The sequence below is a fragment of the Cohnella luojiensis genome (assembly GCF_004564235.1).
Classification (GTDB): Bacteria; Bacillota; Bacilli; order Paenibacillales; family Paenibacillaceae; genus Cohnella; species Cohnella luojiensis.
Genome location: NZ_SOMN01000051.1, coordinates 1 through 24,823, shown reverse-complemented (window position 1 = coordinate 24,823; position 24,823 = coordinate 1). Strand labels below are relative to the sequence as shown.

Annotated in this window: 24 protein-coding genes and 1 riboswitch; of the genes, 4 read left to right on the top strand and 20 right to left on the bottom strand. The window is 48.9% G+C overall.

Annotated features, from left to right (window positions below; all coding sequences use genetic code 11):
• Nucleotides 1-274: 274 nt before the first annotated feature.
• The 6 genes from E2980_RS24840 to E2980_RS22405 form a co-directional block, all read right to left on the bottom strand.
• Nucleotides 275-502, bottom strand: coding sequence for an HNH endonuclease (locus E2980_RS24840; RefSeq protein WP_240703149.1), 228 nt, complete (start codon nt 500-502; stop codon nt 275-277).
• 62 nt (nt 503-564) lie between these two features.
• The gene (locus E2980_RS24835; RefSeq protein ID WP_240703148.1) at nt 565-1,005 is read right to left on the bottom strand and encodes a DUF3427 domain-containing protein; all 441 of its coding nucleotides are present in this window, start codon (nt 1,003-1,005) and stop codon (nt 565-567) included.
• Nucleotides 1,006-1,111: 106 nt separating this feature from the next.
• Nucleotides 1,112-1,459 carry a hypothetical protein gene (locus tag E2980_RS22420; protein ID WP_135154459.1) on the bottom strand — a complete coding sequence of 116 codons (348 nt, stop codon included), beginning with the start codon at nt 1,457-1,459 and terminating at the stop codon, nt 1,112-1,114.
• Nucleotides 1,456-1,740 (bottom strand): hypothetical protein, encoded by a 285-nt coding sequence (locus tag E2980_RS22415; protein ID WP_135154458.1) that lies wholly within the window; start codon nt 1,738-1,740, stop codon nt 1,456-1,458. The genes E2980_RS22420 and E2980_RS22415 overlap by 4 nt, the downstream gene beginning before the upstream one ends.
• 207 nt (nt 1,741-1,947) lie before the next feature.
• Nucleotides 1,948-2,589, bottom strand: a complete 642-nt coding sequence (locus E2980_RS22410) for a class I SAM-dependent methyltransferase (RefSeq protein ID WP_135154457.1) — start codon at nt 2,587-2,589, stop codon at nt 1,948-1,950.
• Nucleotides 2,590-2,654: 65 nt separating this feature from the next.
• On the bottom strand, nt 2,655-2,858 hold the full coding sequence (locus tag E2980_RS22405; protein ID WP_135154456.1) for a hypothetical protein: 204 nt from the start codon (nt 2,856-2,858) through the stop codon (nt 2,655-2,657).
• Between the two features lie 395 nt (nt 2,859-3,253).
• Between E2980_RS22405 and E2980_RS22395 the strand changes: the two genes are divergently transcribed.
• Nucleotides 3,254-3,637 carry a retropepsin-like aspartic protease gene (locus E2980_RS22395; protein WP_135154455.1) on the top strand — a complete coding sequence of 128 codons (384 nt, stop codon included), beginning with the start codon at nt 3,254-3,256 and terminating at the stop codon, nt 3,635-3,637.
• A gap of 357 nt (nt 3,638-3,994) precedes the next feature.
• Nucleotides 3,995-6,310 carry a glycosyl hydrolase family 18 protein gene (locus E2980_RS22390; RefSeq protein ID WP_205700017.1) on the top strand — a complete coding sequence of 772 codons (2,316 nt, stop codon included), beginning with the start codon at nt 3,995-3,997 and terminating at the stop codon, nt 6,308-6,310.
• Nucleotides 6,311-6,362: 52 nt separating this feature from the next.
• Here E2980_RS22390 and E2980_RS22385 read toward each other — a convergent pair whose 3' ends face one another.
• The 12 genes from E2980_RS22385 to E2980_RS22330 all read right to left on the bottom strand — a co-directional run bounded on the left by E2980_RS22385 (nt 6,363) and on the right by E2980_RS22330 (nt 17,925).
• A complete protein-coding gene (locus E2980_RS22385) occupies nt 6,363-7,544 on the bottom strand; it encodes an MFS transporter (RefSeq protein ID WP_135154453.1) in 1,182 nt (393 codons plus the stop codon).
• 93 nt (nt 7,545-7,637) lie between these two features.
• Entirely contained in the window at nt 7,638-8,438 is an 801-nt protein-coding gene (locus tag E2980_RS22380) for a cobalamin-binding protein (protein WP_135154452.1), read from the bottom strand.
• Between the two features lie 17 nt (nt 8,439-8,455).
• Complete coding sequence (cobO, locus tag E2980_RS22375; RefSeq protein WP_135154451.1) at nt 8,456-9,004, bottom strand: cob(I)yrinic acid a,c-diamide adenosyltransferase; 549 nt, start codon at nt 9,002-9,004, stop codon at nt 8,456-8,458.
• Nucleotides 8,997-10,586, bottom strand: a complete 1,590-nt coding sequence (locus tag E2980_RS22370; protein WP_240703147.1) for a cobyric acid synthase — start codon at nt 10,584-10,586, stop codon at nt 8,997-8,999. Before E2980_RS22370 ends, cobO begins: the two co-directional genes overlap by 8 nt.
• Nucleotides 10,583-11,653 (bottom strand): threonine-phosphate decarboxylase CobD, encoded by a 1,071-nt coding sequence (cobD, locus tag E2980_RS22365; protein ID WP_135154450.1) that lies wholly within the window; start codon nt 11,651-11,653, stop codon nt 10,583-10,585. The genes E2980_RS22370 and cobD overlap by 4 nt, the downstream gene beginning before the upstream one ends.
• Nucleotides 11,654-11,666: 13 nt before the next feature.
• Nucleotides 11,667-12,485 carry an adenosylcobinamide-GDP ribazoletransferase gene (gene cobS / locus E2980_RS22360; RefSeq protein WP_135154449.1) on the bottom strand — a complete coding sequence of 273 codons (819 nt, stop codon included), beginning with the start codon at nt 12,483-12,485 and terminating at the stop codon, nt 11,667-11,669.
• On the bottom strand, nt 12,458-13,423 hold the full coding sequence (gene cbiB / locus E2980_RS22355; protein WP_135154461.1) for an adenosylcobinamide-phosphate synthase CbiB: 966 nt from the start codon (nt 13,421-13,423) through the stop codon (nt 12,458-12,460). Before cbiB ends, cobS begins: the two co-directional genes overlap by 28 nt.
• 5 nt (nt 13,424-13,428) lie before the next feature.
• Nucleotides 13,429-13,989, bottom strand: a complete 561-nt coding sequence (gene cobU, locus E2980_RS22350) for a bifunctional adenosylcobinamide kinase/adenosylcobinamide-phosphate guanylyltransferase (RefSeq protein ID WP_135154460.1) — start codon at nt 13,987-13,989, stop codon at nt 13,429-13,431.
• A 44-nt stretch (nt 13,990-14,033) separates the two neighbouring features.
• A complete protein-coding gene (gene cobT, locus E2980_RS22345; RefSeq protein WP_420808669.1) occupies nt 14,034-15,074 on the bottom strand; it encodes a nicotinate-nucleotide--dimethylbenzimidazole phosphoribosyltransferase in 1,041 nt (346 codons plus the stop codon).
• Between the two features lies 1 nt (nt 15,075).
• Nucleotides 15,076-15,864 carry an ABC transporter ATP-binding protein gene (locus E2980_RS22340; RefSeq protein WP_135154447.1) on the bottom strand — a complete coding sequence of 263 codons (789 nt, stop codon included), beginning with the start codon at nt 15,862-15,864 and terminating at the stop codon, nt 15,076-15,078.
• A gap of 4 nt (nt 15,865-15,868) precedes the next feature.
• Nucleotides 15,869-16,906: a FecCD family ABC transporter permease gene (locus E2980_RS22335; RefSeq protein WP_135154446.1), complete on the bottom strand. Its 1,038-nt coding sequence runs from the start codon at nt 16,904-16,906 to the stop codon at nt 15,869-15,871.
• On the bottom strand, nt 16,906-17,925 hold the full coding sequence (locus E2980_RS22330; protein ID WP_135154445.1) for an ABC transporter substrate-binding protein: 1,020 nt from the start codon (nt 17,923-17,925) through the stop codon (nt 16,906-16,908). The genes E2980_RS22335 and E2980_RS22330 overlap by 1 nt, the downstream gene beginning before the upstream one ends.
• Nucleotides 17,926-18,123: 198 nt before the next feature.
• A riboswitch (cobalamin riboswitch) is annotated at nt 18,124-18,318 on the bottom strand.
• A gap of 337 nt (nt 18,319-18,655) precedes the next feature.
• Between E2980_RS22330 and E2980_RS22325 the strand changes: the two genes are divergently transcribed.
• The gene (locus tag E2980_RS22325; protein WP_135154444.1) at nt 18,656-19,747 is read left to right on the top strand and encodes a M24 family metallopeptidase; all 1,092 of its coding nucleotides are present in this window, start codon (nt 18,656-18,658) and stop codon (nt 19,745-19,747) included.
• Between the two features lie 261 nt (nt 19,748-20,008).
• Here the strand turns inward: E2980_RS22325 and E2980_RS22320 are convergent, their stop codons facing one another.
• Together E2980_RS22320 and E2980_RS22315 are read right to left on the bottom strand one after the other, a co-directional pair.
• Nucleotides 20,009-20,542, bottom strand: a complete 534-nt coding sequence (locus E2980_RS22320) for a DUF1854 domain-containing protein (protein WP_135154443.1) — start codon at nt 20,540-20,542, stop codon at nt 20,009-20,011.
• Nucleotides 20,539-22,731, bottom strand: a complete 2,193-nt coding sequence (locus E2980_RS22315; protein WP_135154442.1) for an ABC transporter ATP-binding protein — start codon at nt 22,729-22,731, stop codon at nt 20,539-20,541. The genes E2980_RS22320 and E2980_RS22315 overlap by 4 nt, the downstream gene beginning before the upstream one ends.
• 617 nt (nt 22,732-23,348) lie before the next feature.
• Here E2980_RS22315 and E2980_RS22310 point away from each other — a divergent pair.
• Nucleotides 23,349-24,557 carry a chromate transporter gene (locus tag E2980_RS22310; protein ID WP_135154441.1) on the top strand — a complete coding sequence of 403 codons (1,209 nt, stop codon included), beginning with the start codon at nt 23,349-23,351 and terminating at the stop codon, nt 24,555-24,557.
• The last annotated feature ends 266 nt before the right edge of the window (nt 24,558-24,823 follow it).

Sequence of the window (24,823 nt, the reverse complement as noted above, 5' to 3'; positions counted from 1 at the left end):
AAACTGGGGTCAAATGCTGCTGCAGCTTTCCGTGTTTTTCCCGGATCGTATCGGACAGCATTTACGATAACATCCCCCCTCGGGGGGAAGCATTAAGAGAGTTTACACAAAAGATTTGACAGACCCCGGATGGACCCCTTTGAAATTCAGTGCAGAAATACCTATATCATTCTAAATTTTAAGGGCGTTGCCCATTTGCATCGTGAAGGAAAAACGAACTTTAAGCCACTTAACGTAACCCCCCCTTATTATGGAATATGCATCTCAAGTGTGCTCACTTGTTCTTAGTATCAATAATCATGTCTTTGAATTCTTCTATGGTGTAAGCAGGTTTCTTCTTATGCAACATTGTATGACAGTTAGGACAAACAGGTCTTAAATCATTGATTGGGTTAACAACGTACTCCTTCTTTATCTGACTTATCTCGAATAGGTGGTGAACATGTACATATGTCCTTCCTATTTCACCGTAAGTTTCGTGGAAGTTAAATCCACATACCATACAGTTAAATCCATAATGGTCAATACACTTCATTCTAGCTAAAGGATTTCTCTCGTAAATATTTACTTACTTGCTCCTTCATAATGCATTTCATCATCTTCTAATTGTCCTGAGTCCTGAACCTCGTCAAACCTCCAAACTATTTTCACTGGTGACTCATCAAACACCTTAATCGGTCTTCCTTTACCGACATATAGAAATTGAGGGTTGTTGTTATCTTCTCTAACGAAGATATGAATTGCACCAATCGGATTTAGCATTCGCTTAATTGATGGTTGTCGAAGATGTGTACGGTTCTTTGCATACCATACAAAGTCATTTCCTACAAAATGATTATCATAGTCATGTCCTGTTCTACCCGTTGTATTGACATTTGAAAAGATAAACAAATCATTCAAATAACTATTATATCCTGTATCCCAATTTCCGCCTTGTTGATGTTCTGGCACATTCAAAAGCTTATATATGTCTTTTCTAGAATACTTGTTACCTACATTAAACATTTATATTGCACTCTCCTTTTTAGCAAACAAAAAGAGGGTCTCCCCTCTTAAATATCAATTTATAACACCAAATAACTTTACTCACTCATTTTTAACTTCTTTATCTTTATCCATTATAATACTCATCCAACTTCTCCTTGATAATTACAGTAGCATTCTTTAGCGCTCTCTTAATCAGCAGGTTAGACCTATATTCCTCAAAGAACTCGATATCATATTGAATCCTGATATTTGCATCGTTTTCTCTCGCGAAACCATTAGCAATAGCCACAACTTCATACTTCTCGTTAAATTTCTTCCAATTCGGATGGTCGATATCGCAATTAACATCATAATGTTCCCATGCTTGGATCTCAATTGAAACTTTATAATCGAAATCGTGAGCGTCATATTCATACTCGATTCCATCCGACATCTCAACTTTTGTCCAGACTTTCAATTGTTTAGTTTTCATTGTCGTGACTCCTTATGTAAATCCAAAGTAAAGACATTCTTAAAAACTCCAATAGCTATATCCCCATCTTTACTAGTAAGTAAATTGACAACAAAGAAATTATCTAAATAGTAATCGTTAACGTTTCTCTCTCCTGCCCAATTAGCAAAATCATATCTGTCAGGTTTAGATATCGCCATAACAAGAGCAATAACAACGATTATAGATATATCTTTGATCATCCTCTTAACAAGATAAAAAACTTCTTGCTTCTGGTTTTCAAATTGAGGAACTTGTCTCATAAAGTCACCCTTCAAATTAACTAACATTTCCATTATTCTACCATTTCGCTATTTTTAGATCTATAGTAATTTCCACATATCGCCAAAATAGGGCTACTGATATATACTCGTGTAGGATCTGTCGAAGAAATTAATTTAAAAATAATTATCAAGGAACTCTCAATTGCCTTCACATGACCATAGAACTGTATTAGTGGATTAAACATTTTAACGAACCAATTCTTCTTTCGGTAGTCTTGATTTTCTCAACAACATAGATTGGAAGTGCGGAGCCCCTTCACTCATTGAAACTGTATGAAAGTCTTCCATTTGAAAACGACGCTGCATAACTTTCACAATGGCATCATCCTCGAACATGGAGAAGAATCGTTTAGGCTCATAAAAATCCTTTTCCCAAACCCCTTCCGACTCCTGCCCTCCGTATACGCCGCAGAAAAACAGGCCCCCAGGCTTCAGCACCCGTTCGATCTGTTCAAGAACCGTATCTAGCTGCACCTTTGGAACATGAAGCAGGCAATTCAAGGCGTATACTGCGTCAAAGCTTTCGGAATCAAAATCTAAATGGTAGAAATCCATGCAGCGAGCTTCAAGCCCCTTCTCTTTGCAAAGCCTGACCATCTCCTCCGATAGATCAACGCTGACAATTTGAAGCCCTTCCTGCTGAAAATATAAGCTGTCCCGCCCCGTACCTGCACCAATCTCTAGAACAGTGCTGCGTCCTTCTTGGCGGAGATAACGTAGAAATTGTTCTCGTTCTTTATACTTCCAAGGCTCTATTTGAGTCTGCTCTCTGTGCTCTGCGAAATTATTGTAAGCTTGTTTCAGTACGGACCTTTCATTGATAGTCATGACTTCACCTCTACCCAATATTCGATTTTTACTGACAGATTTCCTTTTAATTTGAAAATGTCTGTTTATTTCTCCAGTGCGAACGAATCCCAATGTCCTCCACCAAAAAAAGAAGCTCGAACCAAGGAGGCCGGATTACCATGGCCGCTGCCAGCAAATCCGACGAACGTAAGCTGGAAATCCTGCTTCCCTAAGGCAATGGGCAGACCCAAGAACCGGAAAGAACCCGATCTTTCCATATTCACACGCTGCAGGACATGGTCCGCCAAACGATCGAAGGACTCCTCCCTTTGCGCATATCTCAGAATAATTTATCTACTAAAATTTGGTTGATCCAAAATATTGGGGTAGTAGGCAATGTCATGCTAGTTTATAATTTACTCAAAAGCAGTGAACGGAGGATTATTATGAGGTGGGATGAGGTTCAACATTTATATCCTAACGATTGGGTTGTCATTGAGGCAATTCAAGCACACTCTGATAACGGTCTGCGTCTTGTTGAGGATATGGCCATTGTACAACAATTCGATGACTCCTTCGAAGCCATGAAGAGATGCAATGAATTGCAAAGAGATCGTCCTTCCAACGAATTTTACTTTTTCCACACATCGAGACAAAGAGTTGAAATTCGAGAACGCAGATGGATTGGAATTAGGGGTGGACGATGAACCTTGAACTCATTAATGGCCTACCTTTCATTTCTGTAAAAGTGACATTCAGAGATCAAGAAATCACTCTCAACAATGTCCTTATCGACACTGGCTCTGCAGGAACAATTTTTAAGGCTGAGTTGTTACGTAGTATTGGAGTTTACCCTGAAGCCAATGATTATACATGTGCCATTAGAGGAATCGGTGGCTCCGAAGTTGTCTTTTTCAAAACTATAAACACCATTGAAATAGAGGAAATACAACTCAATCATTTTGAAATTGAAGTTGGAGAAATGAATTACGGATTTCCCATCAATGGAATCCTCGGATTTGATTTCATGCAGCAAGCAGGTATTATCATCGATACCAAAAACTTAGAGATTCATCACAATCAATGAAAAAAACACCTTGGCGAACAAAGTGGAGGCGCAATCCGGCAAAAAGATCGACAAAGCATTCGCAGACTTGCTACTGGAAGCAATCGAATTAACCTTGTAGACAGATATAGCGGCATATCATCATTCATTACCCGCAGCTCAGGGGATCCCCCCAGGGCTGCTTTTTCGTGTATCGAAAATTATCCCGGATAGTATTAATTTGACCCTATCAAAATGTGGTTTCAGTTGTCTTATATTGTATACACAGAAAATTACATTAGATGCTAGTCTTCAATCTAGCAAATACATTTTCAGTTAGGAGGTGAAAATAATCGTTTTGATTTCGAAGATCCACAAAACGATTAAAGGAGCGATATTATGTTAACAGGAATACTAAAAAAAAGGACTGATCGACTTAAGCCAAATCCCTCGAAAAAAGTGTTCGTCTTTGCTCTCATCGCTGCGATTCTATTAAGCATAATGCCGATTTTTTCAACCGTTACTTCTGCGGCGGTAACAACTCCATTATTTATCAATTCTAATGGAACCGCTTACAACGGTAGCGACGGGAAGTCGTGGCAGGCGGATAAAAGCTATAGTGCCGGCAGCTGGGGATACGATACGTTGTATGGCGGCAGCACCTTTACGAATGCCGTCTCCGGCACATCGGACCCTTCTCTGTATCAATCCTACGATCTGTTTAGCGCTAATACCGGCTACAAAGTAGACTTGGCAAACGGCACTTATAACGTAACGTTAAAAATGGTTGAAGATTGGGCGACAGCCGCGGGTCATCGGATGTTCGACGTAAAGCTCGAAGGCGTAAATGTCTTAACCGCCTTTGACATCTTTGCTTCTTGCGGCAAGTTTGTGGCGTGCGATCGTACGTTCACAGCAAATGTGACAGACGGTCAATTGAACATTCAGTTTAATATGAACGGCGGGGCAAATTACGCTACGATTTCCGCTATTGCCATCACCGCAGGTTCCGGCGGCGATACGCAAGCGCCAAGCGCACCGACTAACTTGGCGTCGCCTTCCAAGACGGATACATCCGTCAGCTTATCATGGACTGCATCCACGGATAATGTAGGCGTAACCGGATATGACATTTACAAAGGAACAACATTAGCGGGCACATCCACAACGACATCGTTCACGGTAACCGGTCTTACTGCAAGCACTGCTTACAGCTTTACCGTCAAAGCCAAAGATGCGGCAGGCAACGTCTCTGCGGCAAGCAATGCGTTAAGCGTAACGACTAACGCACCCAGTTCGGACACTACGCCGCCTAGCGCACCAACGAACCTAACATCGCCTTCCAAGACGGATACGTCCGTCAGCTTATCATGGACCGCGTCCACGGATAATGTAGGCGTAACCGGGTATGACATTTTCAAAGGAACGACATTAGCGGGTACATCGACAACCACATCATTCACCGTAACGGGTCTTACCGCTAGCACTGCTTACAGCTTTACCGTCAAAGCCAAAGATGCGGCCGGCAATGTATCAGCGGCAAGCAATGCTATAAGCGTAACGACTAATGCAGCATCCAGCGGCGGATACAAAATCGTGGCTTACTATCCTTCATGGGCAACGTACGCAAGAAACTACCATGTTTCCGATATTGACGCAACTAAAATTACCCACATTAATTATGCGTTTGCCAATGTTTCGACTGCTGGAGAGGTTGTCGTCGGCGACACCTATGCGGATACGGATAAATTCTTTCCCGGGGATTGTTGGGATGCGGGCTGCAAACGCGGCAACTTCAACCAATTAAACAAATTAAAAGCAAGCAATCCGCACCTCAAGACGCTCATATCCGTTGGCGGTTGGACCTGGTCTGGCAACTTCTCCAACGCCGCTTCGACCGATGCACTCCGTACGGTATTCGCGGACAGCGCTGTCAAATTCGTTCGCGATTGGGGCTTCGACGGCGTTGACATCGATTGGGAGTATCCGGTTGGCGGCGGTTTACAAGCCGGTCGCCCGGAAGACAAACAAAACTTCACTTTACTGCTGCAAAAATTGCGCGAAAAACTTAATGCCGCAGGTACAGCCGATGGCAAGACTTATTTGTTAACGATCGCATCCAGTGCCGGTCCTGCTTACGTGCAGAATACGGAATTAGGCACTCTGCAGCAATATCTGAACTGGATTAACATCATGACTTATGATTTCCATGGCGGATGGGAAACGACAAGCGGCAACAACGCACCGTTATATTTCGATCCTGCCGATCCATCTTCAAATGCTGCTGCGTTAAATGTCGAGGCTGGCGTGAACGGTCACTTGAATGCCGGCGTGCCGGCAAGCAAACTCGTGCTGGGTCTTCCCTTCTACGGTCGCGGATGGGGCGGATGTACCAGCGCAGGGGGAAATTATAAAGCTTGTACCGGCGCATCTTCTCAAGGCACTTGGGAAGGCGGCGTGTTCGACTTCTCCGATCTGCAAGCCAATTACATTAACTTAAACGGATACACTCGCAATTGGAATAATACCGCTAAAGTACCTTATCTATATAATCCGTCAACGCAAGTATTTATCAGTTATGACGACGTAGAATCTATCGGTTACAAAACCAGCTTCCTTAAGTCGAAAGGATTAGCCGGAGCGATGTTCTGGGAGCTTAGCGCCGATCGCAATAAAACCTTATTGACCAAAGTATCCGCCGATCTGCCAAGATAGTACCAATTAGACCAATAACCCCCGTGGACAAAGATGATATTGTCCATGGGGGTTATTGGTTCTCCGCCAGCTTCGAATAATAACGATTAAATCTGATGGAATAAATCAACACATAGATAACGATTAGCGAAGCAAACAAATTTAGAAGGATCAACGAGAAGTTCAAATTAAAAAATTGAGTCAGCACTCCGACGCCAACAGGGGGAACAATGAATCCTAAGTAAGCGCAAAAATAAAATGCAGAAATGACTCGCGGACGTTCTTCCGGCTTCGGCAACTGGCTGGCAAACCTTAAAGTAACTTGAAACGTCCATCCGGCGCCAATTCCTTGAATGAAGATGCCGACCCAGATCAAAAATAAACTCGCCGTCTGACCAGAAAAAACAATGACCCACGATCCAATGGCAAGAAACAGGATTCCAATACGCATCCGTGTAACGGGATTAGGCGGCCAAGGAAAGAACTGCATTAAGGCCCCCCCGCCTAGAAGCAATAAGATTAACAACCCGGGAATAGAAATATTGGTGGTGTGAATGACGTTCATAGCGAAAGAAGGAATAAGAGAAAACACAATTCCGCCTAACGTGAAAAGAGTAAAAATCGGAAGTCCGATAAAAGACCAAAAATGGGAACGAATATTGTCGGGAACACCGAGCGAAATCTTAGTCTTAACCGGTTTCTGCGCTTGGGAATCTTCGTGCTTCGGTAACATTTCCAGAACGACCAAGGAACTCAATAACATGACAAGCAGAAACCAAAAAGGCAAACGAAGCGGCTGAAAATGAAGATATTGCACGATTAAACCTGAAATGGCTGGGCCGAGGCCAAAACCAATGTTTACCGTTACTCCGGATAACTTGATTGCCGTACCCACTTTATTGGGCGAGGTCTGTTTTAATAGAAAAGCGCTGGCAGTACCTGTAAAAGCGCCATATGCGATCCCTTCCAAAATCCTTGCCGCATAGAGCATCCAGACGTTGAAACTCCCTATAAAGAGCAAAGTCGATGCGATGGAAATCCATATACTCCAGCGAAGAACCCTTTTCAATCCCCAGGCGTTCCCTCTTGCCCCCACGACAAGCAAGGTCGGCAGCAGGATTGCGGCATAAACGGCAAACAAAATGGTGATTTCCAGACTGCTCAGCCGATAATGCTCCCCATATAAAGGGAATAATGTGGAAATAAACGTAGCTCCGCAGGACATCATAAGAACGACCCACAGCATTCTTTTCATAAAATTCTCCTCTAAATTGTGCTTGCATAATTATGTCCTGTTTTTATCAAGAAATACGGAAACCGCAAATCTCTCTGAATTACCATCTATCTCCTAACCCTCAGAGAGAGAGAAGGCAGGAAAAATCTCCGGATGCAGAAAATAAGCCAGCTTCCGCAATCCTACGAGGAGACGAGGAGACGGTCTGCAATACAAAGGTTCTTCCATGATATGGACTCTCCCCTGCCGTATAGCCTGCAGGTCGAACCAGTTCGGCCGTTGCTTGACGGAGTCCGGCTTGACCAAATGCTTTTGAACGCCTACCCATGCAAGCAGGATATAATCCGGAGTTCGGCTTAGCACGTCCTCCCAATCGGTCATCACGCTCGCTCTGGCGTCATCGGCATATACGTTTCTTGCACCGGCCAGCTCGCTGATCTCCGTTAGCCAATTCCCGCCTCCCGGCGTGTATACCGGCTTCGGCCACCATTCCCAGTAAAGGCTTGGCCGATCGGGAATGAGACTGCTTAACTCCCCATATTGATTCAGAACCCCTTCATACTTACTCAGCGCAGCCGTAGCTTGAGCAAGCGTATCTGTCGCCTCGCCGACGAGCAGCATATTCTGACCGATGTCTGCTAAGCTATTGGGACTCAGTACGATATAAGGAAGGTTCCTCTCCTTCAAGCCCGTTATATTCTTCTCCATCCCCGGCACGGTGAGCGATGCGACGACCAGATCCGGACGAAGCGCCTCGACCGCATCCATATCGATATCCATATCCGTTCCGAGTCGCGGAAGCCCTTCAATCGTACGGGGCCAATCGGAGTAATTGTCTACGCCTACAATAGAGTCCGATAACCCAATGAAATCTAGCAACTCTGTATTACTCGGACAAAGGGAAGCGATTCTCATTTTATTCTTCGACTCCTTCACAGCTCGATGCCCATGACGGCAGGGATGCCTTCCTCGTAATAGTGCTTGATCGGGTTCATCTCTGTAACCAGATCCGCGATCGCGATGATCTCCGGTTGTGCGCTCCGGCCGGTCAGAACGAGATGCAAACCTTGCGGGCGGTCTCGAATAACTTCCAATACCTCATTCAGAGGCAGAACGTCATCAATCGGAAAAGTATCGATCGCCAGGGCATTATTGATTTCATCCAGAATAATCAGTTGATGTTTCCCTTCCCTAATGCGCGCCTTTGCATAAGTCCATGCCGCGCTCAACGCATCGCGATGCTCCTCAGGTGTCTTCAACCACGTAAACCCGATACCCATCTGATGGATCTCGATACCCAGCTTATCGAAGATGATTTTCTCCCCATATGTCCTTTGAGGGGATTTAATGAACTGAATGACCAGAACCTTCAACCCTCTGCCCGTAGCTCGAACCGCCAAACCGAGCGCTGCTGTCGTCTTCCCTTTGCCGTCTCCCGTGTAGACTAGCGTCAAACCTCTTTCTTTGCTCGGCTTACTCATCCTTCATCCTCACCTTCGCTGAATCTATTGAATTCCATCGATCCATGATCTGATAGACCCGCTCCATATTCACATGCTGCCGGACATGGTCCGCCAGACGATCGAAGGACTGCTCCCTGAGCCCGTTAAAGGATATCTCATGCTCGGACAGGGGCACGCCCTTCCCGCTTCGAACCTCATTCAACCAACGGTGCCGGAAATCGTCATTATGCAAAATCCCATGAATATACGTACCCCATACCAACCCGTTAGGCGCGATAGCTCCATCCCAATGGTAGGATTCAGGCTCATCGGAAAGACGGTTGAGACGAATGTGAAAAGGATGAGTAACAGGCTGCAGGAAAGTCGTGCTTCCCATATGAATCTCATATCCTTCCACTGCGATGCCGTTTTCCTTGAAGCCCGCTACCGTGTGACCGTTAATTCGTTCCGTTCTTTTGTCCTTCGTGAACACCGTCTCCATCGGAAATATCCCCAGTCCCGCAAGCTCCGGCACGTTCGATTCCACGTGATCTGGATCAAGCAGCCTTCGTCCCATCATCTGATAGCCCGCGCATATGCCGGTCACTCTCCCGCCGCTCTCGATATGGCTGAACAGCTTCTGCACCAAACCGGATTCTCTTAGATACAGCATGTCTTCCACCGTATTCTTGCTGCCTGGCAAAATAACGACATCGGGCTGGCCCCACTCTTGCAGCGAACGAATGAAGCGGACGCGAACGCCGGGCTCCTTCAATAGCGGATCGAAATCCGTAAAGTTGGAGAGGTGAGGCAGGCGAATAACGACAATATCGATCTGCGGATCAGGTGATGTCCCCCACCGGTTTACCTTTCCGTCAAGCGATGCGGAATCCTCATCTTCCAGCACCAGATCGTTCAGGAAGGGCACGACTCCGAGCACCGGCTTCTGGATCCGTTGCTCCAGCCAATCTAGGCCAGGCGTTAGAAGCGAGACGTCTCCGCGGAATTTATTGATGATGATGCCTTGAACGCGATCCCTTTCCTCCGGCTCCAGAATTTCCATCGTCCCGACGATGGCTGCGAACACGCCGCCCCGATCGATATCGGCAACCAGAATAACCGGCGCATCCGCCCAACCGGCAAGACGCATGTTCACGATATCGCGATCCTTCAGATTGACCTCCGCGGGACTGCCCGCTCCTTCGATGATCACGGCATCGTACTTCTCCCGGAGCCTGAACAAGGCATCCTTCACAATCTGCTCTGCTAGAGGAAGATACTGCTCCCGATATTCCCTCGCTCCCAGATCTCCGATCGGCTTGCCGTGGACGACGACCTGAGCTTCCATGTCCTTCTTCGGCTTCAGCAGAATCGGGTTCATATCCGTCGTCGCCTCAATCCCGCAAGCATCCGCCTGCATCCCTTGGGCCCGGCCGATTTCTTTGCCGTCAGGCGTGACATAGGAATTCAGCGACATGTTCTGCGATTTGAAAGGGGCCACCCGTCTACCGTCTTGCTTCAGAATGCGGCATAGCGCTGCCGTCAACAGGCTCTTGCCCACGTCCGAAGCCGTCCCCTGGATCATGAGCGTAACCGCCTGCGATTGGGTTGATTCCATCATTGCAAACACTCCTTCAGCGCCTTCAACAAGCGCTCGTTGTCCTGCCGAAGGCGAATGGCGATACGGAAGTAGGAGGCATCCAGCCCTTGGAAGAGCGAAGCATCCCGAATCATAATGCCTCGTTCAGCCATCGCCTGCTGAAGTCGCCGTACGTTCCAATCGCTGGGCTCGGGCAATGCGACCAACAGAAAATTCACGTCGCTCGGAAACACGACAAGCCCGAGCTTGCCCAGCTCGATTACTAGCCACGGACGTTCCTCCAACAGCCATGCTCTTGTTCGGTCGGCATAGTCATGCTCATCCAACACGGCTTCCCCGATCAGCTGGGCTAGGAAATTAACGCTCCATTGCGTTTGTAAGTTTTTTAACCTACGGATCAGGTCGGGATGCGCGATCAGGAAGCCCAGCCGAATGCCCGGAATGGCATAGAATTTGGTCATCGAACGGATCACTTGGATGTGTTTTGACTCGGATGCCCATCGGATATAAGAAAGCTCGCTTTCGTCCGGAAGGAAATCCATGAACGCTTCATCCAGAATCATTCGCGTTCCGGATTCCCGCAGCTCATCCAACACCGGGGTTGGAATCAATCGGCCCGTGGGATTATTCGGATGTCCGAGGAAAACCGTTCGATCGTGACCGGCGAATTCCTTCGCGTCCCTCAGTTCGAATTGTTGATCTCTGGATAAGGAGACGGAACGTACCCGCCCCCCGGCTTTATGTACCGCTTCTTCATATTCCGAGAAAGAAGGGCGCGCCAAGACGGTTTCTTCCGGTTGCAGCGCACTGACTACGAGATCGATGAGTTCGGCGGCCCCGTTCCCCACGAGAATACTGTCAGCCGGAATTCGATAAGCTTCGGATAGCTTGCTCCGCAATCGTCGAACCGCGGGATCCGGATAACGCGTTATCTCCCGCCAATGCTCCTTTATGAGGTGTTCCACCACATCCGGCGGTTCCCATGGATTCATGTTCGAGCTATAATCGAGCCAATCTTCCACGGGATGGCCATAAGTCTCCGCAGCCGTCCACAAATCTCCGCCATGACCATATCGCTCAAGTCTCATCCTTTTCTCCCCCCTATCCCACGTTGTACAAATAACTAACAAGCGCCAATAACAAGCCCAGTTCGATACATTCGTTCAGCGCGCCATACACGTCGCCGGTAAGTCCGCCTAACTTACGAGAGATAGCGGCTGCCATCGCGAAGCCTATCCCGTAGGAGACGAACGCGAAAGAGAGAATCACCAACCCCGCCGTCCCGGTCCAGCCGAAAATGAGAAATAGAATAGCAGCCGATAAGAGAATAGCGCCTAGTCCGGAGATCACGGCATGTTTCATACGGGCAGAGCGGTACAGCGAACCCAAGCCCTGCTCCTTCCTGGCGTAGGGCCAGCCGGCAATCGCCGTGACCATGAAATTCCGGCTCCAAACCGGAATAAGCATAAGAAGCATCAGCCCTTCCTCTCGCCGATCCTCAAGCAAAGAGATGGTCAGCGCTATTTTGAGCCCGATATAGAATACGCACACGATAACGCCCATCGCTCCGACCCGGCTGTCCTTCATGATCTCGAGCATTCGTTCCCTGGAACGGTGGCTGAGCAACCCGTCTGCCGTATCCATTAGTCCATCCAAGTGCAGCGCTCCGGATAACAAGGTCCACAAGGCGACAAGCAAGATCCCGCTAACGGAAGCAGGAAAAACCGGATCCAACAGGAACCCGGCGACAGTAACGATTAGACCGATCAGCAATCCCACATAGGGGTAGAAAACAACGCTCCTGCGAAAATGGGCATCCGTATAGGGAATGGTAACGGGCAATGGGATCCGGGTCAGAAATTTAACGGCGGCAGCGAATGCCTGCAGCCAACCTATAATAACCATCCGCAAGCTGCGCATAACAATCCCCCCATGACTAAATAACTTACTCCGTATAACAGCCGTATCGTATGGATAATATCTACCTTTTCTATCTTTCGCGCAGCCCATCCGAGCCGTGCCCTTTCGCTGATCGCGCCGCCATACCGATTCAGGCCCCCGAGCTGAATGCCAAGGCTTCCTGCTACGGCTGCTTCCGGAATGCCGCTATTCGGACTCGGATGCAAATGCGCAAAAGCGATAACCGACCTCCAGGCTTGGATTGCGGAAGCTGGTCGATAGATCGCGGAGACGATAATGAGCATGAGGCCCGTGAGCCTTGCCGGGAGCCAGTTCAAGACATCATCCAAGCGGGCGGATGCCCACCCGAAATGAATGTATTTGTCATTGCGGTATCCCACCATGGAATCCAGCGTGTTGACGGCACGGTACAGCATAGCCAGCGGGGCTGCGCCCAGAAAAGCAAAGAACAAAGGCGAGATCACCGCATCCACCGTATTCTCCGCAACGGTTTCTACCGTCGCCCTGGACAGCTCCGCTTCATCCAATTCGTCCGTATCTCGACCGACGATATATCCCGTATATTTACGAGCCTCAGTTAGTTCCCCTCGGCTCAACCGATCGTACACGAGCATAGCTGCATCCTTCAGGCCTTTAATCGCAATCGTCGTGGATATCAACCACAGATGGACGGCGTAACCGAACCACGGATGCACCCACGATGCGGCTGCCGTCAGGATCCAGACCAGCGCCAAGCTGGATGAGGTTATGATTAACGTTAGCAGAATGCCGTTCCGGCGCTTAGTCGTACGAGGCAGCAGCCGCCTCTCCCAATAACCGATCCACTTACCTATGAAGATCACCGGATGAGGCAACCATCGCGGATCACCAATCAACCAATCCAGTACGATAGCACCTGCTAGCAGGAATAACACTTCCGGCAAAGAGTAGAAAATCAAAGCATTCACCCGTTCCCATCGTCCAACTTGAACTCCCTGCTTTTCAACTCGATCGGAATGCCCGCCGTGACCAAGATCACTTGCTCGCTGATCCGTGCGATTCGCTGGTTCATGACTCCCGCCAGATCCCTGAATTGCCGACCAAGCTTGTATTCGGGTACGATCCCGTCGCCGACCTCATTGGTAACCAATAGGATCGTGCCCGGTCGCTCGGATAACGTTCGGATCAACTCCTCCACTTTAAGCAGCACGCGGCTCTCCGGATCTGCTTCCTTCTCGTAAAAGAGCAGCCAATTCGATAACCACAGGGTTAAGCAGTCTACGAGGATGATCGGATGATCGGACGCATTAAGCGCATCGCAGAGATGATAAGGCTCTTCTACCGTCTCCCAGTCGAAGTCGGAACGCTCTCGTCGCTCGAGATGCCTTCGTACCCTCGTCCGCATTTCTTCCTCATAGACTTGGGCAGTGGCAATGTATATGCCGCCCGACCCCAAGCGAGACGCATATCGTTCCGCGAAGGTGCTCTTCCCGCTTCTTGCTCCCCCCGTTACGAGTACAACCATCATTTCTGACTCCCCTCTCCTAATGGCAGTTTGATCGCTAACGTTTATTCACGAGAAACTCCGGCACCTTCGAAGGTTGCCATTTCCTTCATGATCAGAACGGCAGCATCGACCAGGTTGAAGCACAATGCCGCGCCGGTACCTTCCCCCAGCCTCATCTTCAAGTCCATCATCGGCTCCAGACCTAGCTGCTCCAGAACGAGACGATGTCCTCTTTCTTGGGAGACGTGGGAGGGAATCATATAGCTGAGCGACTGCGGAGCCAGACGAGCCGCCGTAAGCGCTGCAATAGAAGCTATAAATCCATCAATCACAATCGGACAACCGCGTGCGGCTGCGCCTAAAATAACACCGACAAGCCCTGCGATTTCTAAGCCGCCGAGCTTGCTTAGCACGTCCAGCGGATCTTCCGCGTCCGGTCTGTTTACGGCGATCGCCCTCTCTATCGCATCCCGCTTACGCTTCATCGCGATATCGTCGATTCCGGTTCCGCGGCCAATGGCTTGTTCAACCTCGATGCCTGCGAGTACCGCCAGCATCGCCGCGCTTGGCGTCGTGTTCCCGATTCCCATCTCGCCTGTCGCGAATAGACGATAGCCCTTCTCGGCCAGTTCCTCGGCGAGCTCGATTCCGTGTCCGATCGCCGCAATCGCTTCATCGCGGCTCATCGCCTCTCCGATGGCGATATTTCCGGTCCCTCTCTTAACCTTGCGAACATATAAAGACTCATGCTGCAGATCTGCATTCACGCCCATATCGACGCAGACGACATCAGCTCCCGCTTGACGAGCCAGTACGTTAATCGCCGCTCCGCCATTGAGGAAGTTCATCACCATCTGCGAGGTGACTTCCGAAGGGTACGCGCTGACCCCTTCCTTGCATACGCCATGATCGGCTGCCATGACCACGATCGCTTTTCTCATAACATCCAGAGGAAGAGTTCCCGTAATGCCGGCTAGTTGAACGGCCAGTTCCTCCAATCTGCCCAAGCTTCTCATCGGTTTAGTTAAGGTGTCTAAGTATCGCGAAGCTTCTTGCCTAGCAGATTCGTTAGGCATTTGAATCCGTTCAATGGTCTGATCCACCTTATTCAATGAATGACCCTCCTTGTTGAAGCATGATTTGCGGCAAACGGTGGACAGGGTGCTCGACGATAATCGGCTCCGTGCCATAGACCTGTTGGATAAGCTCGCTCTGCAAAATGTCCTTAGGAGCCCCGACGCGGATACCGTTGCCGCCCTGCATCAGCAGCATCCTGTTACAGTAGATCGAAGCCAGATTGAGGTCATGAAGCACAGCGACGACCGTCAATTTCTCTTCCTTCTGCCACGCCTTGATGAGATCCATCATCTGAATCTGATAACCGATGTCCAGGTAAGTCGTCGGCTCATCCAACAGAAGCCATTGCGGTTGTTGAGCCATCACTTTGCCAAGAGCAACCCGTTGTCTCTCTCCGCCGCTCAATTGTTGCAATGACCGGTCCCGTAAAGGATCAAGATTAAGCTTATGAAGGATCGAGTCCACGATATGTCCCTGATTCCCTTTCTCTTCTCCCAACCAGTTCTGATAGGGAAATCTCCCCATCTCTACCACCTCTTGCACGGTGAAGTCTACCGGAGGAAGCGACTCTTGCTGCAGGACAGCCATGGTGCGGGACAACTGCTTGCGCGAATAGTTCTCCACGGGCGTGCCGTCGAGCAACAGTTGGCCCGAGTCGGCTTTTTCCACTCCGGATATCAGCTTGAGCAACGTCGATTTCCCGCTGCCATTGGGACCTAAGATGCCGAAAAAGTCGCCATCGTCGATGGAGAACCGAATATCATCCAGCACCTTGGTATCGTGATAGGACTTGCAGAGATCATTTACTTGCAGCATGTCTCTACGCCCCTTTCATTCTCTTGTTTTTTCTCAACAAAAAAGCGAAGAAAGGCGCACCGAGGAAAGCCGTGACGACGCCAAGCGGAATTTCCGTCGGGCTTAACAGCATGCGGGCAAGCGTATCCGCCCATAACAGATATATCCCGCCGAATATAGCCGTAATCGGAAGCAATAACCGATAATCGGGTCCAACCATCAACCGCACCAGATGGGGAACGACAAGTCCGACGAACCCTATCGTTCCGGCTACGGACACGGCTGCAGCCGTGATTAATGTAGAGACGATCAGAACGATAAGTCGCGTTCTTGCCACGTTGACGCCTAGATGCTCGGCCTGCCGCTCGCCTAGAGCAATGAGATTCAACGTTCGGCCGTAGGTTAGGAGAACCGCAAGACCGACAACCAGATATGGAATCAGCATGATAGTAAAAGGCCAGCCGCGAATGGACAGACTCCCCATCAACCAGAACACGATTTCGTTCACGACTTCATCGGACAGGGATACCATGAAGGAAACCATCGATCCAAGGAAGGCTTGCACGACAACTCCGGATAGGATTAAAGTCTCTAGCTGGAATTTGCCATGAATTCTGGCTAATCGGAGCACGACGAGCAAGCTGACGATGCCCGTTCCGAAAGCGGCGATCGGTATCGTCCACATGCCGAGCAGAAACGTCTGAAACCCAAATAAGATAATGAAGGCAGCCCCCACCGCAGATCCGGAAGCTACGCCTAACGTGTAAGGATCGGCGAGCGGATTGCGAAGCACGCCTTGAAAACCCGCACCGGCAAAAGATAGGCATGCTCCTATGAGAATAGCTAAGAGAACGCGGGGCAATCGGACCTTGAGAATGATTTGCTCGGATGAAACCGGCCAGTCGGCTTGGATCCAATTCCCGATAACAGGCAACTGGTGCATCAATATTCCCCACGCTTCGGCCAGAGGCAAATGCGCGGCGCCCATAGACAGACTCAAGACTATAGAAAGAAGGAGCAGCGACAAGCCGGCTCCTCCCCAGATGAATATTTTTCTGCTCACTATTTAACCAATCCCGGGTAAATCCCGTTAGAAATCTGAAGAAGAGCTTCCGTAATTCTTGGTCCCGGCCGGGAAAGGGTGTCGCCGTCCAACCCTACCAAATTCTTGTCCGCGATCGCCTTGATTTTGTCCCATCCGCTGCGTCCTTGAATAAGGTCTTCCAGCTTTTTGCCGCTCTCATCAGTTATATTCAGGGTATAAATAATTACGTCCGGATTATCCTTAATGATCTTTTCTTCGTTAATGGCGCTCCAGCCTTCGATGTCGGAAGCGATGTTAATCCCCCCGGCCATAGCGATCAACTCGTCCATAAACTCGCCTTTGCCTACCGTCCAGCCCGGTGAGAACTCGATGTAAACCTTTTTCTTGTCTTCAGGCTTTACTGTGGCCGTTGCCTCCGTCACTTTGCGAACGTCTTCTCTCATCTTCGCTACGAGCGCTTCCGCTTCCGCTTGTTTGTTGCTGATTTGCCCGATTAGGAGAATGTTATTGAAAACATCCTCTACTTTCTTAGGATCCGTTCTGAGTACGTTCAGGCCCAGGGAACGCATTTTCTCCAACGCCGTATCTTTGATCGATATGCCCGAGATAACCAAGTCCGCGTTGGCCGCGATAATGGCTTCCATATTCGGCTCCGTGACTCCGCCTACCTTCTGCTTGCTTTCCACTTCTTTCGGAAAGTTATCGTAATCCGAGACTCCCACGACCTGATCTCCAAGACCGAGCGCGAATAAAATCTCCGTTTCCGACGGGGAAGTCGATACTATTCTCTCAGGTGCCTTCGTAAAAGTAATATCCTGCCCGCTCGTATCCTTTACCGTAAGCGGATAGGTCGTTTGTTTCGACTCGTCGCTTGCCGGAGCTTCCTCGCTCGCCTGTGATTCGGTTGCCTGAGAGGCGGAAGCGCTCGCTGCCGTATTCTCCGAATTCGCGGAATTCGTATCGTTCTTCGAGCCGCAGCCCGCTAATACAACGACCAAAGCAAGTATTAATCCCATTAACCATAAACGTTGTTTCATTTCAATCTTCCCTTCGAAATAAGTGATGGAGAAGGGCTTGAACGATCGAATGTTTTACCGGCAGAGCCATTCAACGAGAAAACCCCTTGTCTCCATATGGAAACAAGGGGTCAGCAGATTCAGGGAAAATGCAGAATAAATCCAGCAATATTGCGTATATATCCCGATTCGGCCAGTCCTTTTCCGCGAAGGATGTTCGTTGGCGAAGCCGAGTAGGCAGGTTTCCTGGCTTACGGGTTAGACGACTCCCTCTCCTTCCCATTCCTAGCGGAACAGTGGACTTGCGAGGTTATCCCCGATATACAGTGGCGGGACCGCGTCGGATTTGCACCGACTTCCCTTTTAACCTTACACGCTTGACGCGTCTAAGGCACCTACAGGCTGTAAAATATTCAATTGGTCAAGCTAGTATCTCACTGAGCATTATAGCTTAATAGAAAACAAAAGAGAAGATCGTCCGAATCCTACAGTGCCCTGACTCTGACTGACTACAGCCAGACAAATCTAGCTCCAACACTCGTGCAACCATAAAAAGTATGGCTACAGCAAACCAATTGAGCTTACACACTCGTGCAACCATAAAAAGTATGGCTACAGCAAACCAATCCAGCTCCAACCTTCGTCGAGCGACAATCAATTCGAAAGCACGGCCTTCAGACGAACGGCAACTGTAGTGCTGGATACTTCCCGTCGGACCTAGTAATATAGGGAGAAAAGGCGGTGCAAGAGGATGACTTCCCGAATAAATAAACTCTACGCATATTTAGACCATAACCAGCTCGATGCGATGCTGATCACTTCTCCGAAGCATGTCTATTACTTGACCGGCTTCGCCACCGAACCTCATGAAAGGTTCCTAGGACTGCTCCTGCCAAGGGGAGAAGAGGCGCTGTTGCTCGTGCCTGCGCTCGATTACGATGCCGCCCGGGCAGCTTCCTCGGTTTCTATCATACATACGCATTCCGACACGGATGATGCTTACGAGATCCTGAATAAGCTGATGCCTAAAGGGATACGGAGTCTGGGCGTGGAAAAAGACGATCTAAGCGTTCGTCGCTTCGAGGCGATTAGCGCGGCAGTCGGCGCAACGACTTACGTCGATATCGGATTGCCGCTGCGCGAGATGCGCGCAATCAAGACGCCTGACGAGGTGGACCGGATGAAAAATGCCGTTCGGATCGTCGAAGAAGTGCTGCGCTTGGGCGTGGCCAAGGTGAAACCCGGCGTCATGGAAATCGATTTGGTCGCTGAACTGGAATACCAGATGAAGAAGCTCGGAGCCCAAGGCCCCTCGTTCGATACAATCGTGCTTTCCGGAGCCAAGTCGGCGCTTCCACATGGCCATCCGGATCAACGGAAGGTGGCCGAAGGGGAACTGCTCTTGTTCGATCTTGGCGTCTTCGCGGACGGTTATGCCTCGGACATTACGCGGACATTCGCGGTCGGAGAGATCTCGGACGAGATGAAGAAAATTTACGGCGCCGTTCTGGAGGGTAATGTCAGAGCGATCGAAGCGATTCGCCCGGGGGTCTCCTTCGGCAGCTTGGACCGCGCTGCCCGTGATTCGATCGAAGCGGCCGGTTACGGCCCCTACTTCAATCATCGGCTTGGACATGGCCTCGGAATGGACATACACGAGTATCCTTCGATCCATGGACGGAACGAGGATCTCTTGCTCGCGGGCATGGTGTTCACCGTCGAGCCCGGCATCTATATCCCTTCCGTCGGCGGAGTCCGAATCGAAGACGACGTGCTCGTCACTCCGGACGGAGTCGAGGTGCTGACTTCTTTCCCGAAGGAGCTCACGGTTATCGGGTCGTAGGAATGATCTGCCACGACAGAAGTGATTTCACTTAACCGAAACGGTAATTTTGATCACCTCACACGTTCACTGAGCTAACTTCGCATTTTGAGACGGTCACTTTGACCGTCTTGACACCCAAACTAAGCGTCGATGTTTCGATTTGCACGTTGAAACGGTCATTTTGACCACCTCACACGTCCACTCAGCCAATATCGCATTTGAAACGTTCATTTTGACCGCCTGGACTATGAAACGTTCATCCTGCGTTGATTTGTCCCCCTATATAACGTCTTTCAACTGGTTCCGGCTATGGCCGTCCAAGGCTTGCCAATCGTGGATTTCGCATCTTTTGCCATTGATGTCCGTGAGGATGATCCGGTTAACGCTTGGGTATTGCATATGTTCATGCAGGTTTCGCATTACGATGCGGGTTGGACCCAAATTCGTTTGCAGATCCCAAATCCATAGGTCGGATTTCTGTTTAACAGCATCAATGCGGGTCACAAGCGGAAGGAAATAACGCAGCTGCAGTTCTTTGTCCATTTCCGCCCGGCTTTCTTCATCGAGCTGGTCAATGTCGCGAATGACGCCGATTTCATCGCCTTTGGCGTCACGGACGGAAATATACTTGGTCGTATATTGAAAGGGAAATATACGAAAAAGGATCATTTCTTCATAAGCCTTGCCCTCGACCACCCCTTGAAACACGCCGCCTTGACTGCGGCTAAAGGAGACAGCTCCGGGTTCGAGAATGTTGATTTCATACGGGTCATTGGGGTTCGATTCGTTACCGATGCCGTTCGGATCGCTCATGCATTTTCCACCCCTTTAATCTTGGACATTTCCTTCTGCGCCTCGACTAGTTTGAAATAAGCGCCTTCCGTACTAAGCAGTTCCTCATGGGTACCCACTTCAACGATCTTACCGCGTTCCAGCACGACAAGCCGGTCCGCATTGCGCAGAGTCGACAATCGATGGGCGATCGCGAACGTCGTCCTGCCTTTAACCAGACGCGAAATCGCTTCTTGGATTTGCCGCTCCGTCTCCGTATCCACGGAAGCCGTCGCTTCGTCCAGGATTAGGATCCGCGGATCGTGAATAATCGCCCGGGCGATAGACACCCGCTGCTTCTCTCCGCCTGAAAGCTTGTGTCCGCGCTCTCCCACCCTAGTGTCATAGCCGTCGGGCAGCCTAACGATAAAATCATGGGCATTCGCGATCTTGGCGGCACGCATGATCTCTTCCTCTGTCGCTTCCGGTTTCGAATAGGCGATATTCTCGGCAATGGTCCCGTCGAACAGAAACGTCTCCTGCAAAACTACGCCAATCTGCTTACGCAGGTCCAACTGGCTGATCTGACAGATGTCCGTTCCATCGATCGTAATGAAACCCTCATCCGTATCGTAGAATCGGCAGATCAGGTTGATGAACGTCGACTTCCCCGCTCCCGAATGGCCGACCAGTCCGATCATCTCTCCCGCGGCAACCTTTAAGTTCACGTTTTTGAGCACAGGGTGATGCTTTTCATATCCGTATGTAACTTGATGAAACTCTACCTCGCCTCTAACGCGGCCGATGTGGGCTGGATTCGCGGTTTCGGGCACATCCGATGGCGTATCCATAATCTCGAATACCCGATCCGCTGCCGAAATCGCATGAGTTGCCCAATTGATCATTTGGCTTACCCACTGCAGAGGTCCAAGAAGCATACCCAGATACGTAATTAAAGCGATCAGCGTACCGATGGATATTCCGCCATTAAGCACCGTTTTGCCGCCGTAATACCAGATTAATAGAGAACCCGCCCCGGCAACTAACGCAAATACGGGAAACATGCCCTGCCACAGACCTTCAATCCGAATATTGTACCGAACTAATTCCTTATTAGCCGCAGTATAGCGCGACATTTCCGTAGTTTCCTGACCGAACGCTTTGACGACGCGGATACCCTGCAGAGAATCGCCAACCAATGCATTTAGTCTAAAAATAGACCTCCACTGCTGATACCAACGCCTGCCGATCATCGGCCATAATACGCTGGACACCAAAATCATAAGCGGTATAGGCAACATCGCGAGCAGAGTTAATTTCCAATCGAAGCTAAACATAATGATGAAAATAGCGACAACCCGCAGAGATTCGCCTGCAACCCATATCACGCCATCCGTCATGAATTGCCGCATCGCCTCCGAATCGTTGTTCACCCGTCCGATAAATTGCGATGTCTGCCTTCTATCGAAGAAGGATAACGACAATCTCATCAATGAATGATAGACGTCATGGCGAAGATCTCCCATCAATTTGGAGCCGATCCAAACCCCGATAATCCCGCGCACCGTCTGCATTAGAGTGACCACCAACGAAGTGGCTGCGAGTCCAATGACAATCCAAAGAAGAGTAGAACCCATATCTTTTGGAGCCAACACATCATCAAGGATCATTTTGGTCAATATAGGCGGAATAAGCTCCACTAATGTTGTAAAGATCAACATAATTGCCGCTGCAACCATCTGTATTCTATAGGGTTTGGCATAACTTAACATTCGGAACAGAACCTTGCCGTTGCTTTTACACACTGGGCAAGCTTGAGATCCGTCCGGCAGCGGATTGCGGCAATTCGGACAATTCCTTGGAAATTCTTTCTCGGAAGCAGTGGGCCGCTCTTCCCCTTTGGCAACCGCACCGATTAATTTGGAAGCGAATCCAAAAATCGAGGTGAGTGATGCTGTATATCGTATGAGCACGACCGGACCGCCTTTGGTATCGGCAAGCAGCGAACCGCCGCCCACTCCGCCTACAGCTCGAGCATCGGTAATATCCGAGATCGCAAGTTTAGAAACTTGTACCCCGTCCGTACTCCAAACCGAAACTTCCTTCTCCGTTAAAACTAACCATTGTTCTCCGAATTGACCATCGTTCATTAAATCGGATACAGAGTGGAACAACCATTTTTCCGTAAGCTGATTTCCAATGGTCTCGGGAAGTTTATCGATAACAAACATAATTCTCCCCCTTTCTTATCCACACCTATTTACTCACAAATATTGGAAGGCGTAAAGGGAAAGAATGACTATATTTGATTTTAAAGTAAGCCTTTTCCAAAATAAAATGCCCCGTAAATCCCTTGCTTTCGTTTTTTTGTTTATCGACTTCGCGAATACCAATATTTCGTATTTGCTTGCGGATCCCATCAAATTCTATAAGATGCCGCCAGTTCCCGCACATTACGTTTCATTTTCGCTGTACCAAAGTTTGATCATCCCGGCACTGATGGTAATTATCGTTCATGCTTACTTTCACTATGTTAACTTTCGTAATTAAGCGATTGTTATCTTTATAGCGTTATGTATTTTTGTTGCCTTCGATGCGATAAGCCGTTGCTTAAACGTGTTTATCTACGACGGATCGTGGCATTTGGCCGCGTTATTCGGGTACCGCGTATATCCACCTTGCCGAAGCGAATTCAATAGCGAAGGATCAATTGGCGAAAACCTGTATTCCCATTCGCACCAGCCATCGTAAATCATGATTCTCATCATTTCACCCTTTCGTCGGAGTTTTACATGTAGTATGCTCAAAATTGGGTTCTTTAGAAAAATTGTCCGAATAGGAGGATCGTATGCAAAGCACTCATCAAACCGTTAACAAGGACTCGTACCGTGTAAAACGCCTTCTTGAAGTGTTAGGCGTGTCCACAAAGCTAGGCTTAACTTCTTTTGGAGGACCGATCGCTCACCTCGGGTACTTTCACGATGAATATATAAGAAGACGGCAGTGGATGGACGAAAGAAGTTACGCCGATTTAGTTGCTCTTTGTCAGTTCCTTCCTGGACCAGCCAGCAGCCAGGTGGGAATTGGCATCGGAATCATGCGGGCGGGTTTGTTAGGCGGCCTGTTTGCCTTTGTTGGATTCACGCTGCCTTCGGTCATTGCGCTGGTGCTTTTCGCCATGTTATTGCAAGGTTTCGATGTTGGGCATTCGGGCTGGATTCATGGGTTAAAGGTAGTCGCTGTTGCCATTGTCGCACATGCCATCTGGGGTATGGGGCAAAAGCTAACTCCAGACAGGAATCGGATTACGATTGCCATAGTTTCAGCGGGGATTGCTTTACTTTGGCAAACGGCGGTAAGTCAAGTCGCCATCATTATCGCTGCGGGGATCCTTGGATTATTTTTGTACAAAGAAATAAAGCCGTCTGATGTTCCCAAAATCCAAGTCCCTATACCTAAATACATAGCCGTATTTAGCTTGATTCTTTTCTTTGCGCTGTTGTTCCTGCTTCCGATTGCAAGTGGATTAGGACCAAGAGGATGGGTATCGATCTTCGACAGCTTTTATCGTTCAGGCTCCCTTGTTTTCGGCGGAGGCCACGTTGTATTACCACTGCTTGAAAGGGAGCTTGTTCCTACGGGTTGGGTAACGGAAGAAGCATTTCTTGCAGGGTATGGAGCAACTCAAGCTGTCCCTGGCCCACTGTTCACTTTTGCCGCCTACCTTGGCGCTGTGATTCATGGATGGACTGGCGCTTTGGTCGCGACCGCTGGGATTTTCTTGCCGGCCTTTCTCCTTGTCATTGGTACGTTGCCATTCTGGGATACACTTCGTCGATTACCTAAAATTCAGGGTGCATTGGTCGGAGTAAATGCCGCGGTCGTGGGCATACTCCTCGCTGCGTTCTACGATCCCATCTGGACAAGTTCAATCCTGTCCCCGGTTGACTTCGTATTAGCCTCCGTATTGTTTATTGCGCTAGTATTTTGGAAGTTGCCGCCATGGATTGTGGTACTCTTGGGAGCGCTTGGAGGAACTTTAACAGCCTTGTTGTAGAGGACATTATAGTGCTACAAGATGTCAAGACAGTTTTTTTGATATAGTTAAGGTGTGAAATCATTCACAAGATCTGTATGGACCTTGGGTTAGAGAAGTGTTTAATCTCTGTTCGGATTGGTAGATCTATTAAATATTACCAGTTATTCATGGTTGCAATTGGTAGAGGGTGTAGCCCAAGCGAAGGCAAGAGAGACTCCCCTTATTCACTTGTCGATAAACAGGATGACATTTCGGTTATACACAACAGCCGGTGTATGGCTCTG